This is a genomic window from Sphingomonas sp. 179-I 2A4 NHS, assembly GCF_045369135.1.
GTDB lineage: Bacteria > Pseudomonadota > Alphaproteobacteria > Sphingomonadales > Sphingomonadaceae > Sphingomonas.
In genome coordinates this window covers 271,703-284,473 of record NZ_JBIQFL010000003.1, presented here as the reverse complement: position 1 = coordinate 284,473, position 12,771 = coordinate 271,703, and the positions used below count along the sequence as shown (strand labels likewise).

Annotated in this window: 11 protein-coding genes; 2 read left to right on the top strand and 9 right to left on the bottom strand. The window is 66.4% G+C overall.

Annotation, left to right across the window (positions count from 1 at the left end; translation table 11 throughout):
• Window positions 1-85 precede the first annotated feature (85 nt).
• From ACH0CP_RS07570 to ACH0CP_RS07540, 7 genes are all read right to left on the bottom strand, one after another.
• Window positions 86-1,756: a hypothetical protein gene (locus ACH0CP_RS07570; protein ID WP_294444335.1), complete on the bottom strand. Its 1,671-nt coding sequence runs from the start codon at window positions 1,754-1,756 to the stop codon at window positions 86-88.
• Window positions 1,757-1,765: 9 nt separating this feature from the next.
• Window positions 1,766-3,607, bottom strand: a complete 1,842-nt coding sequence (locus ACH0CP_RS07565) for a hypothetical protein (RefSeq protein ID WP_294444334.1) — start codon at window positions 3,605-3,607, stop codon at window positions 1,766-1,768.
• A 58-nt stretch (window positions 3,608-3,665) separates the two neighbouring features.
• Window positions 3,666-5,180 carry an NAD(P)/FAD-dependent oxidoreductase gene (locus ACH0CP_RS07560; protein WP_294444333.1) on the bottom strand — a complete coding sequence of 505 codons (1,515 nt, stop codon included), beginning with the start codon at window positions 5,178-5,180 and terminating at the stop codon, window positions 3,666-3,668.
• Window positions 5,181-5,272: 92 nt separating this feature from the next.
• Window positions 5,273-6,793 (bottom strand): murein L,D-transpeptidase, encoded by a 1,521-nt coding sequence (locus ACH0CP_RS07555; RefSeq protein ID WP_294444332.1) that lies wholly within the window; start codon window positions 6,791-6,793, stop codon window positions 5,273-5,275.
• Between the two features lie 57 nt (window positions 6,794-6,850).
• Complete coding sequence (locus ACH0CP_RS07550; RefSeq protein WP_406875487.1) at window positions 6,851-7,114, bottom strand: hypothetical protein; 264 nt, start codon at window positions 7,112-7,114, stop codon at window positions 6,851-6,853.
• A gap of 129 nt (window positions 7,115-7,243) precedes the next feature.
• Window positions 7,244-8,467 (bottom strand): argininosuccinate synthase, encoded by a 1,224-nt coding sequence (locus ACH0CP_RS07545; protein WP_294444733.1) that lies wholly within the window; start codon window positions 8,465-8,467, stop codon window positions 7,244-7,246.
• Between the two features lie 45 nt (window positions 8,468-8,512).
• Entirely contained in the window at window positions 8,513-9,793 is a 1,281-nt protein-coding gene (locus tag ACH0CP_RS07540; RefSeq protein ID WP_294444748.1) for an MFS transporter, read from the bottom strand.
• Between the two features lie 205 nt (window positions 9,794-9,998).
• Between ACH0CP_RS07540 and ACH0CP_RS07535 the strand changes: the two genes are divergently transcribed.
• Window positions 9,999-10,610 carry a class I SAM-dependent methyltransferase gene (locus ACH0CP_RS07535; RefSeq protein WP_294444734.1) on the top strand — a complete coding sequence of 204 codons (612 nt, stop codon included), beginning with the start codon at window positions 9,999-10,001 and terminating at the stop codon, window positions 10,608-10,610.
• 24 nt (window positions 10,611-10,634) lie between these two features.
• On the opposite strand, the gene ACH0CP_RS07530 is transcribed toward ACH0CP_RS07535, so the two are convergent.
• Window positions 10,635-11,105, bottom strand: coding sequence for an OsmC family protein (locus ACH0CP_RS07530; protein WP_294444735.1), 471 nt, complete (start codon window positions 11,103-11,105; stop codon window positions 10,635-10,637).
• Window positions 11,102-12,268 carry a phosphatidylserine/phosphatidylglycerophosphate/cardiolipin synthase family protein gene (locus tag ACH0CP_RS07525; protein ID WP_294444736.1) on the bottom strand — a complete coding sequence of 389 codons (1,167 nt, stop codon included), beginning with the start codon at window positions 12,266-12,268 and terminating at the stop codon, window positions 11,102-11,104. The genes ACH0CP_RS07530 and ACH0CP_RS07525 overlap by 4 nt, the downstream gene beginning before the upstream one ends.
• A gap of 123 nt (window positions 12,269-12,391) precedes the next feature.
• Here ACH0CP_RS07525 and rpoZ point away from each other — a divergent pair, with 123 nt between their 5' ends.
• A complete protein-coding gene (gene rpoZ / locus ACH0CP_RS07520; protein WP_294444737.1) occupies window positions 12,392-12,736 on the top strand; it encodes a DNA-directed RNA polymerase subunit omega in 345 nt (114 codons plus the stop codon).
• Window positions 12,737-12,771 lie beyond the last annotated feature (35 nt).

The window sequence follows — 12,771 nt, the reverse complement described above, 5'->3', positions numbered from 1 at the left end:
CCCCCGAGTCTTCTTATGAGGAAGCAAACACGTCACCCGGCAATCGGATGCGCGGCATGCCGCATTTTTGCGCGGCGCTGTCGATTCAGGACTTCGGCGGCGGCGGCAGTTCCTGCTGGCGCGCGCGCATCCGCCGCTCGCGCAACTCGAGGAACCACTTGGGGTACAGCTCCTCATCGGTGATCTGCGGCGCCGGGCGATCGTGGTTCACCTTGAACAGCGCACTCGCGCCGGTCGGCGAGCGCCAGATCCGGTCAAGGTCACTGGCGTAGCGCGAATTGAACGGCGGCGTGCGGATCAACCAGACATAGTCGAACGCCTCGCGCGGGAAGCGGGCCATCGAGAAGTCGATCGGCTTCCACCATTCGCGCGGGCACCAGCCCGGCGTCACGATTTCCGATGGATCATGCGCGAACATGCCGGCCTGACGGTAGCGCGCGGTCAACAGCTGTGCGCCGGCCATCGACCATTGATCGTTGGCATAGGCAAGCTTTCGCTCCAGCGCGATTGCCGGCAAATGTTCCAGCCGGCTCATCTTCCATTCGTTGTGGCAGTTGGTGCCAACGAAGGTGACGAGGCGCGCGCCGACCGGCACCTTGTCCAGCGCGGCCAGTTCGGTGTCGTAATCCCGGTCGAACATCCAGTAACTGACCGTCGTGCCGGCGGTACGCGCGAGGAAGAAGGCAAGACCAAGCGTCGCAAGGATCGAGGCATGCCGCGCCGTCATCGCCGGCCGCGGCCGGATCGCGATCAGCGCAATGGCGATGACGAACGGGGCAAGCCGCATGTCCGCATAAGCAGATCCAAATACGATCCGCGGCAGCAGCACGAAGACGGCGAGCAGGAACAGCGCCGACAGCGCGAGGTTGCGGGAATACTCGATTGCCGGATCGCGCAGCCCCTTGAACAGGATCAGCAGGCAGATCGCAGTGGAGGCGATGTCCCACAGCTCCCACCGGTCGCGCAGGACCATCATCACCCAGGCGACCTTGGCCTGCCAGTTGAACCAGTCCGCCGTCTGGCCAGTCACATGGTCGCCAGTGCGCCAGAAGATCATCAGCACCATCGGCAGCGCGAGCGGCACGCAGCCAAGCCCGGCGCGCACCCAGCTCTCCAGCCAATGGCCCGATCCCGCGTCTTTGCGGGCATCGTGCTGGCGGATCATCTCGGCCGAGAAGGCGAGCACGCCAAGCACGCCCCAGCCGAAGGTGTGGCACAGCCACAGAAGGCACGAGGCGGGGATGAAGATCGCGGTGCGCAGGCCGAACCGCTTGAGCCGTGCGAGCCGCAGCCAGAGCGCGAAGAGGCACAACGCCAGCGCCATCGACAGCGCGAAGTTCACGAAGCCGAACTGGAAGGGGTAGCTATAGGCCAGCGGCAGCGCAAAGAGTGCCGTCGGCGGGATTCGGCCGTGCACCTCGCGCGCGATCCACAGCAGCCCGGCGGTGGTCAGCGCCGGGATCGAGATCACGATCAGCTTCACGCCCAATTCCAGGCCGAACAGCTTGGCGAACGGCACGACCAGTAAGTCGATGCCGAGGTTGCCGATCAGCGACCATTGGAAATCATACCATTCGGCCAGCCACGGTGCATCGGCGCTGGGCGTCAGCTGCACGCGATAACGGCCCATGTGGCCGGGCAGGTCGACGAGCGGCGGTATCTCGGGCCACAGCAGTGGCACGATCGAGATAAGCGTCGCGATCAAGACGAACGCGCGCGTCTGCCACCAGCGAAGGGGGGCCCCCGTTTGCTCCATCAACCCGCCTTACGGTTCGGGTGTCGGCGAGGGCAAGGGGCGAATGACCCGCCAGGCCAGTGCCGGAGTGCCGGTGGCGATCGGCTGCAGCCACTCGAACCGCTCCCCGCGCTCCAGCCGGGCCCACAGGCCGTTCGGAAATCGGTCCCGATAAAGATCGGTTTCATTCAGCCCGGGGCAACCCGCCACATAGCTGGCGCCACTTGCGAGGATGATGCGCCGTGCGCGTTCCGGATCGGCAGAAAAGCCCTCCAGCACCGCTGCCAGCGCCTGCGGCGCGCGATGGTAGCCGCCGGCGACGCCGCGATGATGGGTGGTCGCCAGGATGTCCGGCGTGATGTCGATCGGGGCAAAGACGATGCCCGCTGGTAGCCGGCCGATCACGCGCACGTCGCCCACCCGGTCGCATGACGGGCGATGCGGCGCCGATGCGGCGTCGCTCGCGCTGTCCTGCCGCCCGGCCGCCATGAGGCCGATCGCCGCGACCTGCCCGGGCGACGCGACCAGCAACGCGCCGGCCGTCGCAGCCAACCGCGGCGCAAGTCGCGAGATCCCTCGCGCCCGAACGAGCAGCGCCAGCAACAGTGACGCGGCGCCCGGAATGGCGAGAGCATTGGCGGTCGCGCCCGCGCGGTTCACCATCAACGCGATGGCGAACGAAACAGTCGCAACCGCCAGCAACAGCGCCCAGCGCACGCGCCGCTCTCCCGTCGCCCCCCGCCACGCGCGCCAGCCGCCATAAAGGCCGACCAGCGGCAGCCCCACGCTCATCGCAGCCCAGGACGCATCCTGCTCCCACAGCGGACGGCCTTCCAGAACATTGACGTACCACAGGTCGTAGACGATCGGCGGCAGTGTCGCGAACGGCCCAGCAATGCACGCGGGCGACAGCACCACCAGCGTCGCCGCAGTGGCCGCTCCGGCCCCACCCAGCATCGCGGCCCGCCCCATCGGTCCGGTCCGCGTCCCCGCCATGGAGGCAATGGTGATGCCCAGCGCCGCAACGCCGAGCATCGCCAGCCATGCCGGCGCAATCGCGTCGCAGGCCGGTGCAAGGACCGCTGGTCCGCGCGTGGCAAGATGCAGCGCCAACGCGCCGACGAACAGGCTCCAGCCCAGCCCCAGCAGAAACGGCCGCCGCTCCGGCTGCCATGCCCAGGCAAGCGCCGCGACACCGGCGATACAGGCGGCAATCGGCATGCCCTCCAGCGATATCGTCAGCAGGGCCGCAAGCGCGAAACCCGCCAAGGCCCCGCCGCGAAACGTGGACCGCCCGAGCAACGCGGCAACGGCTGCAAGCGCCAACAAGATCTGCCAGCCATGATGATCGACGCGCATCGGCCGCAATTGGTAAACCAGCGACACGGATAGCGGCGCCAGCAGCACGGCGTAGCGCGCCACCTCTACCCCCGCGACTCGCCGCGTGATCTGCGCCACCAGTGCCATGGCGGCCAGCAGCGAAAGCAGCGGCACCACAACCAGCGCGATCCGCGTCGCCGCGGGCTCGCCGAGCGGGCTGGCGAGCATCAGCACCGCTGCGATCGGTAGATCGACGAGCCGCGACCAATGCATCGGGAAGGCACCGCCATTGAGCCGATGCTGCGCAACATCCCACCAGCTCTGCCCGGCCAGCCAGTCACGCACCTGAACCAAACGCATCGGATCGTCCGGATCGGCGAAGCGCAACGTCGCGATATTGTCCGCCATCGCCAGCGAAAGGACGATCGCGGCCAGCAACCAGGCGACAAGCACCGGGACCAGGATTGAGCCGGTCTCGATTTCGTCGCCCGGCTCCGCCGTGGCTATGCCAAAAGAGGTGAAGGCTCGTTCTTGAACCGGCTCTCCGGCCACACGTCCCTCGCCACCGCTCGGGACGAAAGGGCCGGTCAGTTGCCCCGCTTCCACAGGATCACGCCGCCTTCAGGCGTTCCGGCACGACACGCACGCTGGCGAGCGCCGCGCGCTCACCCTCGTTGCCGCTCTCGTGATACTCGGCGTCCTCGTTCACCGCCCAGATATCGTACACCCGCGCCCCAGCCTCGATGTTCCGCACCGTCAGCATCGCGGTCATCATCGCGTGATCCTGATTGTTGTAGCGGTGCATGCCGTTGCGGCCGACGCAGTGGAGCGTCGGATAGCGCGTCTCGATCTCCTGTCGGAGCATCTCGACGTTCGCGGCATAATCCTCGTCATAAACGGGATAAGCCTTCTCCTGCCGTACGACCGTACCGCCGACCACCTGCTCGGCTGCGCAGAGGCCAAGCTGCGCCATCTCCCTTTTCGCCAGCGCGACGAGCTCGTCGTCACTCGCGGACCACAAACCGTCGCCCTCGAAGCAGAAATATTCGAGGCCGACACAGGCGAGATCGGGATCGGGCACCATCTCGGGTGACCAGGAACGGAAGTTCTGCACCCGCCCCACCTTCACCTTGGAATCGTGAATGTAGATCCAATTGTCCGGGAACAGGTCAGGCGAGCGGATCATCAGTGCGACGGTCAGGAAGTCACGATACTTGAGGTTCGCGGCCTCCGGCAGCGCAGCCGGCAGCGGATGCAGCCGGCTCGCGAGTTCGCGCATCGGCGCCGAGGAAATGACGTGCGCCGCCTTGATCGCGACCTGCCCGCCATCGCCATCAACCGCGGTCATCGTCCACTGCTGCGTAACGTCATTGAACGCCAGCTGCTTAAGCTTGTGGTCCATCAGCACATGGTTGCCGTGCGCCACCACATGATCGCGCGCCGCTTCCCACATCATGCCCGGCCCGAGCCGCGGATAACGAAAGCTTTCCAGCAGCGTCTTGACGGCCATCCCGTCGTTCGGCCGCTTGTTGAGGCCAAGGCTGCGCTTCAGCCCGTCGGTAACGGCACCCCACAGCGACAGCCCCTTGATCCGCTGCGCCGCCCAGTCCGCGCTCATCTCGTCGCACGGCATGCCCCACACCTTCTCGGTGTAGGTCTTGAAGAAGATCGAATACAGCTTCCAGCCGAACGCGTTGACGGTCCAGTCCTCGAAGCTCTGCACCCTCTTGTTGGGCATCAGCTTGGCCTTGGCGAAGCTCGCCATGCACGACGCTGACCGCCAGACGCCAAGGTTCCACAGCGCCTCGAACGCACGCAGCGGATAGCTGTAGAATTTCCCCTCGTAATAGATGCGGCTCATCCGCGGCCGCTCGATGAAATCGTCCGGCAGGATCTCGTTCCAGAGATCGACGACTTCCTTCGATCGCGAGAAGAAGCGGTGCCCGCCGATGTCGAAGCGGAAGCCCTCATGCTCGACGGTGCGGCTGATCCCGCCGACGTAGCGCGGGTCCTTCTCGATCACGGTGACCGAATAGCCGGCCTTGCCCAGCAGATAGGCCGCCGTCAGCCCCGCCGGTCCCGCGCCGATGATCGCCACGTCCACCGTGCCGACAGGATTCGCCATGTGATGCCCGCCCCAAAGCACTACCCCATGGCAATGCAGCATCGGCAATGACGAAGGATGGTTGAGGCGTGGTTAACGCCCTGCCTTCCCCCTTAGCGACTGGCGAGGTGCTGCAGCGCAGGTTCGTCGCGATTGTAGACGTCCGCGACATATTTCACGCCGCCCTCGCTGGGGCTGGCGGTAAAGTACATGAGGTACACCGGCACGGGTTCCGGCACGGGCACGTGCTGCTCCGGCTTGGAGCTGTCCGGCTTCAGCGGGCTGCCGAACAGCCAGCGACCGAGCCGCGGCGCATCTTCCAGCCGCACGCAGCCATTCGAGAAGTGCCGATCGGGTTTGGCGAACAGGTTCTTCTGCGGCGTATCGTGAAGGTAGATGCCCAGATCGTTGGGGAACATGAACTTGACGGAGCCCATCGAATTGCCCCGGCCGGGCAGCTCGCGCACGCGCGGCTCGACCGTGCCGTCCGCCACGCCCTGCCAATCAATCGAGTTGGACGGGATCACCTGCGCATCATGCGTCCAGTCCGAAAGCGCTTCATAGCCCTGACGCTCCAGCGAGGTGCCCGCCAGTACCTTGGGCGCGATTCGCTTCCGCACCAGATCCACCGGCACGTTCCAATAAGGGTTGAGCGTCGCGTAGCGGACCATGCCGGCCATCATCGGCGTCTGCGTCTCAGGCGTGCCGGTGACGACGCGCATCGTCCCCTGCTCTGCGCCGGCGCCGTAATACCAGAGCCGCGCGGCGGCCGCGTCGACCACGATGTGCCGCGTATATGCATCGGGCAGCAGCCGCGCACGTTCGAGGTTGAGCCGAAGCAGCGCGGTTCGATCAGGCCCGCTCTCCAGCGCGTTCAGCGCCGCCAGCGTCTTCGCGCCGACGATACCGTCTGCCGGCATGCCGCGCGACGCCTGGAAGCTTCGCACGCGAGCGGCAAGCGCGGGATCATAGCTGTCGCCATCGGGCAGCCCCAATCGCTGACGAAGCAGCATGACACGCTCACCCGTCGCACCAGGCTTGAGCAGTGGTCCGCCGGGCACCAGAACCCCCGGATCACCGCCGCCGCCCTCACTCGCCGCCAAAGCCTCGCGAAGCTGCACATAGAGCGGGTTCATCCAACCCAGATTGCGGACATAATCCGGCATCGACTTGGCCAGCCCAGCGCGGCGCAGCACGTCATCCGGCTTCACTTTCGTCGGCGCGAGCGATTCCTCGAGGTAGCGAATCTCGACGTTCGGCTGGCGCATGTCCCGCACAAGATCGGCAAGCGTGCTGCTCAGCGCGATCTCGAGATAGGCAAGTGCGCGCAGATTGCCGTCCTGCGCCTCGTCGATCAGCCGCCGCAGGCGATCGGGCGAGTAGCGGCTTGGCCGCAGCCCATCGACTTCGATCATGTCGATCACGTCGACCAGCGCCACCGCCTGTGGGCCCGGCGCATTGTCGACGATCCACAGCGGCCAATAACCGCGTGAACGGTAAAAATCCTTGAGGCGCCCACCCACCTGACTGCGGATTGCCTGGGCAACCGCATTGTCGGGCTGGCTGGCTGCCGCCTCGGGAGCAACGGTCTGGGCGACGGCGACGCCCGGAAGCGCCACCGCCGCGATCAACATCAGTGATGCCAGCCGGCCGACGCGCCGGGCCGGCGCGCTGGGGCCGACCGGCAAGTCTTAGCCTCGCTCGCCGCGCGGGGTGGGCGGCGGGGGCGGCGGCGGCGGGGTCGGGCACGGCGGTGCCTGGAACGCCACATAGATGCCGTCTGCGGTGTAATAGCCGTCGACGATCCCGTCGCCGTCGCGATCCGCGGCAACGGTGCCGACGAGCGCGCCCGGGCCGGCGGGCGGTGCAGGCGCAACCACGTCTTCGCGTGTATTGGCGCAGGCGGTGAGCACGGACGCGCCGAGCAGCACCGCGGCGAATGTAGCACCCTTCATCACAATCTCCCTTCAACTCGGGGTGCGAGCACCCCAGGCGATTGATGAACGCCACATCCGCCGGACTCGTTCCCGGTCAGAAACGACCACGTGACCGGGGCGCGGCGCTTCGCCGCGCCCGAGCCGAGATCAGCGGCCGTCGCGGCGACCCAGCAGGCGGAGGCGAAGCGCGTTGAGCTTGATGAAGCCTTCCGCGTCGCGCTGGTCATAAGCGCCCTGATCGTCCTCGAACGTCACTACCTTCTCGCTGTAGAGCGAGTTGGGCGAATTGCGGCCGACGACGCCGACATTGCCCTTGTACAACTTCAGCCGAACCGTGCCGGAAACCTTCTCCTGGCTGTAGTCGACTGCCGCCTGCAGCATCTCGCGCTCCGGCGAGAACCAGAAGCCGTTGTAGACCAGCTCGGCGTATTTGATCGCCAGTTCGTCCTTCAGGTGCGCTGCGCCGCGATCGAGCGTCAGCTGCTCGATGCCGCGATGCGCCAGGTGATAGATCGTGCCGCCCGGCGTCTCGTACATGCCGCGGCTCTTCATGCCGACGAAGCGGTTCTCGACCAGGTCGAGCCGGCCGATGCCGTGCTTGCGGCCAAGGTCGTTCAGCTTGGCCAGCAGCGTCGCAGGCGAACATGCCTCGCCATTCAGCGCCACGCCGTCGCCGCGCTCGAAATCGACGGTGATATATTCCGGTGCGTCGGGCGCGTCCTCCGGGTTCACGGTGCGGGAATAGACGTAATCCGGCACTTCCTCCCACGGATCCTCCAGCACCTTGCCCTCGGACGAGGTGTGCAGAAGGTTCGCGTCGGTCGAGAACGGCGATTCGCCGCGCTTGTCCTTCGTCACCATGATCTGGTTCTGCTCGGCGAACTCGATCAGGCGGGTGCGGCTGGTGAGATCCCACTCACGCCACGGTGCGATCACCTTGATATCGGGCGCCAGCGCGTAATAGCCGAGTTCGAAGCGGACCTGATCGTTACCCTTACCGGTCGCTCCATGGCTGACGGCATCGGCGCCGACCTGACGCGCGATCTCGATCTGCCGCTTGGCGATCAGCGGACGCGCGATCGACGTGCCGAGCAGGTACAGTCCCTCATACGTCGCATTCGCGCGCATCATCGGGAAGACGTAATCCCTGACGAACTCCTCGCGCAGATCGTCGATGAAGATGTGCTCCGGCTTCACGCCCGCCAGCTGGGCCTTGCGACGTGCCGGCTCCAGCTCCTCGCCCTGGCCGAGATCGGCGGTGAACGTCACGACTTCGCAGTTATACGTCTGCTGCAGCCACTTCAGGATGACGCTGGTGTCGAGGCCGCCCGAGTAAGCAAGGACGACGCGCTTGATGGAGGAGTCAGTCATGGCGCGCGCGTCTACGGCTGCTGGGGCGGGACCGCAACGAAGGATTCAGATCACCGGATCGTCGAACGCCGCCACCTCCTGCGGATCGGGCTCGCGCAGGGCTACCCAGCAATAGGCGAACAGCGCGATACAGCCGATGCCGGCGACGAAATACGGCAGCGAATGCCAGACCTCGTAAAGGCCAACGCCGATCGACGGCCCAAGCACGAAGCTCGCCCCGTTGACGCTCGTCACCTTGCCGGCGACCGATCCCTGCTGCCCCGGGCCCACGGCCAGGCTCGATCCCGCCGTGAACCCCGGTCGCGTGAAGCCGAAGCCGAGGCTGGCGAGCGCATAAGCCGTGGCAATGCCGTAGAGAGAGTCGGCGAAACCCGTGAGGGTCGTACCCGCGGCCGCCAGCACGAGGCCGACGAGCACCAGGGCGCGCGGCGCGAGGTTAAGCGTCGGGATGATCCCCCATTGCGCCAGCAGCGCCGTGCCCGCGCCCATCATCAGCACGATGCCGGTAGGCTCGAGCGCCAGTGCCGGCGGCAGGTTCAACCGGTCGATCACAAGGAAGCCGATCGCCTGGCCGGTCATCGCTTGGGCATGGCCCATGACGAGGCCGGCGATCATCCAGGCGCGGATTCGGCGATCGAAGTAACTTACCTTCGCGCCGCCCTTCGGCTCGGTCGCGCTGCGTACGCTGGCGCCGGTCCCCTGCCCGCCGATCGAGGGATAGCCTGTGGTGCCGCCGTGCACGTTCGCCAGATCGCGATCATCGGGCAGCATGGCGCGCACCGTCAGGAACATCGCCACACCAAAGATGGTGAAGACGAACGCCGGCCCGGCAAGCCCGATCTCGACGGGCCCGAAATGGCCGAGCAAGAGATACGGCGCGATCGCCGGGCCCAGGATGGTGCCGAGGCCGAAGGCGCTGGCGATCAGCGTCAACGCGCGCGTGCGCTCCTCCCGCGTCGTCTCACCAGCGACCATCGCCTGGACGGCCGGCGGCGCGGCCGAACCGAAGGTGCCGTAGATGATCCGCCCCATGATGAAGAGCAGGAAGGCGGTCGTCCCGCCGATCCACCCGTTGATCCCCGCGGCAAGAAAAACGCCGCAGGTCGCAAGGCTGACGCAGAAGCCGCCCATGCCAAGGAGGATCATCACGCGGCGGCCGTGGCGGTCCGAACGATTGGCCCAGAATGGGGCAGCGATGACCCACAGAAGCGCGGAAACGGAGAAGGCCGCCGCCACCGCGCTGTCGGCCACGCCAAGCGATCGCCCGAGCGCCGGCAGCACCGATTGCAGCGCGGTATTTCCCGCCGCGATCGTCAGCATCACCATGAACAAAAGGGCAAAGCGTCGGTCCAACGGTTTACCGTTTCGCTTGCCCCGGCCGCGTGCGTGCGCGCCCCTCCCCTGCCCCGCAACGTTATTCATGCGGCTCGATTAGGGCCTTGGGGCGGCGGCGCAACCCCGCTATGGCAACCGACGTGCGTGTGCCGCGTTCGGCACGTTTGACGATCCGTTCGGGAGATATCTTTCCTCCATGCCAAGCTCCACCAGTGCGGTGCGCCGCGAGAGATCCCGTACCGGCGTACCGGGCCCCTGGCAGATGTTCTTCTCCGGGTTCCTGAAGCATCCCGTGATGGTGGGGTCGATCATCCCCTCCTCGGGCAAGCTCATCGACAAGATGCTGGCCCCGGTAGATTGGGCGAACTGCAAGCTGTTCGTGGAATATGGCCCCGGCGTCGGCACCTTCTGCCGCCCGATCCTGGAGCGGATGGCGCCCGACGCGACCTTGATCGCTATCGACACCAACGCCGATTTCATCCGCTATCTCGATCACACGATCGTCGATTCGCGCTTCGTCGCGGTCGAAGGCTCGGCGGCGGACGTCGAGGCGATCGTCGCCGAACACGGGCATGAGGCGGCGGACTTCGTCCTTTCCGGCCTGCCCTTTTCCACCCTGCCGGCGGGAGTCGGCCCGGCAATCGCAGAGGCAACGCAGCGCGTGCTCCGGCCCGGCGGCGCGTTCCTGGTCTATCAGTTCAGCCCCAAGGTGCGCGACTTCATCGCGCCGCATTTCACCCGCATCGATCACGACATGGAATGGTGGAACGTGCCGCCAGCGCAGCTCTACTGGGCCTGGAAGAACTGAACGCACACCGCCCGAACCGAGCGGTCACACCTCCAGGTACGTCGCCTCGTACCGCACCGGGAAGGCGACCGAGCGGGCAACGAAGCACACCTTGCCGATCTCATGGTGGATCGCGTCGGCCCGGGCGTGGTCGCTTCCCTGACGTAGCGTGATCCGCGGCCGAAGCGTCGCCGCGACGAAACGACCCGCACCATCCGGCGTGCTTTCGCCATGGCCGAGCGGCGCGTCCTGATAATCCTCCACCACAAGGCCCGCTTCGCTCGCGAGGTGGAGGTACCACAGCATGTGGCAGGCGGAGAGCGAGGCGATCAGCAGGTCCTCGGGATTGTGGAGCGCCGGATCGCCGCCGAGCCGCGGATCGTTCGAACAATCCACCCGCGGCTTGCCCGGCGTGGTGATCGACCAGGTCCGGTCGTAGCCGCGATAGCTCGCCGTCCCTGCGCCGCGATTGCCGGTCCATTCGATCCGGCTGGCGAAATCGTGCTTCTGGTTCATTCGTCGATCCCGAAGTTGAGGCTTCGCGACACCAACGGATCCGCGACGCCGACGATCAGATAGGCGACGAACTGCTTGATCCGCTGCAACGGGCCGGTCGCCGCCAGATAGCCTTCCTGCGTGATCTCCTCCGAACGCGCGATCTCTCCGTCGATATATTCGCGGACGTGATCGGCGAAGGCCTTGTCCTCGATCCGCAGCATCAGCTCCAAATTGATGAACAGGCTGCGCATATCGAAGTTGGCGCTGCCGATATGAACCACGTCGCCCGCCGCATAGAGCTTGGTGTGTAGCTTGGTCGGCAGATACTCGAAGATGCGTGCGCCTTTTTTCAGGAGGCCGCGGTAGGTGAAGCGCGCCGCAGCGATCGTCGCATTGTTGTCCGAATGGCGCGCCGTCACCACTCGGACCGCGCGGCCCAGCCGCCCGGCGCGATCCAGCCGGCGAAGCATCGTCGGGCTCGGCGTGAAATAGGCAGCGATAATGTCGATCCGGTCGGCGCGGCGCATGTCGTTTCGCACTGCCCGCGCCCACGGGGACAGCCGGCGCGTCGGCCCGCCGATCAGCCACCGCACCGCGCCCTCGCGCTCGCTCCACTGCGCCAATGCACGATTGAGGTGACGCAGCTTGCCGTTGGATGAGCGGATCCAGTCTTCCAGGGCATCGAAATAGCCGGCCATCCGCGCCGCCGCGGGCCCTTCGACGAGCAGGCCCAGGTCGCGCCACGCCTTCTCGTCGACCGTGCCGAAATAATCGTCCTCGATGTTGAACCCACCGATGATGATCCGGCTGTCGCCCGTCTCGCCATCGGCCAGTGCCAGCTTCTGGTGATTGCGCAGCAGGTATCGCCGGCCAAGCCGCGGCATGAAGCGGCACACGCTGACGCCCGCCGGCTCGAGCGGATCGAAGAACCGGCGATCCGCCGCCTCGTCGCTGCCGAAGCCGTCGACGATCAGCGCCACCTTCACGCCGCGCTGCGCCGCCGCGATCAGCGCGTCGCGCACCTGCCGCCCGGCATGATCGTCGGCATAGATATAGTAGAGCATGCGCAGCGACTGTTGCGCGCCGTTGATCAGGTCAGTCAGGGCGGCAAGACGATCCGGTCCCTCGGTCAGCAACGTCAGCTGGCTGCCGGCAACCTCGAAGGCAGGTGGATGCTTCATCGTTCCGCCCCTGATGGCCGCCCGCTCCCCCCGGGGCAAGCACGCGCTTTCCTTGACTTGTGCCGCGCCGCCCCCTAGATCGCCCGCCTTCTACCCAGCGGTATTTTTGCGAAGGAAGCGTCCATGGCGCGCGTCACCGTCGAGGATTGCGTCGACAAGATCCCCAACCGGTTCGATCTGGTCCTGCTCGCTGCGCAGCGTGCACGTCAGGTGTCGGGCGGTGCGGAGCTGACCATCGATCGCGATCGCGATAAAAACCCGGTCGTCGCGCTGCGCGAAATCGCGGAGCAGACGGTCAAGCCGACGGATCTCAAGGAAGCCGTCGTGCAGAGCCTGCAGCGCGTGCAGATCGACGACGAGGAAGAGGCCGATGCGGTCGGCTCGCTGGCGGCTTCGGCCGAGGCACTTCGCCTCACCGCCGCTGCCCCGCCGCGCAACCAGAACCTCGGCGCCGACTACGACGGCTAAACCGGCGCGGCGATCAGTCGCTGCCCCATCCGAAC

Bases quoted from the DNA above. Each gene is read 5' to 3' on its own strand.
- ACH0CP_RS07535 (WP_294444734.1), top strand. From the start codon at position 9,999: ATGCCAAGCTCCACCAGTGCGGTGCGCCGCGAGAGATCCCGTACCGGC.
- ACH0CP_RS07545 (WP_294444733.1), bottom strand. From the start codon at position 8,467: ATGACTGACTCCTCCATCAAGCGCGTCGTCCTTGCTTACTCGGGCGGC.
- ACH0CP_RS07555 (WP_294444332.1), bottom strand. From the start codon at position 6,793: ATGTTGATCGCGGCGGTGGCGCTTCCGGGCGTCGCCGTCGCCCAGACC.
- ACH0CP_RS07525 (WP_294444736.1), bottom strand. From the start codon at position 12,268: ATGAAGCATCCACCTGCCTTCGAGGTTGCCGGCAGCCAGCTGACGTTG.
- ACH0CP_RS07570 (WP_294444335.1), bottom strand. From the start codon at position 1,756: ATGGAGCAAACGGGGGCCCCCCTTCGCTGGTGGCAGACGCGCGCGTTC.
- ACH0CP_RS07560 (WP_294444333.1), bottom strand. From the start codon at position 5,180: ATGGCGAATCCTGTCGGCACGGTGGACGTGGCGATCATCGGCGCGGGA.
- ACH0CP_RS07530 (WP_294444735.1), bottom strand. From the start codon at position 11,105: ATGAACCAGAAGCACGATTTCGCCAGCCGGATCGAATGGACCGGCAAT.
- ACH0CP_RS07550 (WP_406875487.1), bottom strand. From the start codon at position 7,114: ATGAAGGGTGCTACATTCGCCGCGGTGCTGCTCGGCGCGTCCGTGCTC.
- ACH0CP_RS07540 (WP_294444748.1), bottom strand. From the start codon at position 9,793: ATGGTGATGCTGACGATCGCGGCGGGAAATACCGCGCTGCAATCGGTG.
- rpoZ (WP_294444737.1), top strand. From the start codon at position 12,392: ATGGCGCGCGTCACCGTCGAGGATTGCGTCGACAAGATCCCCAACCGG.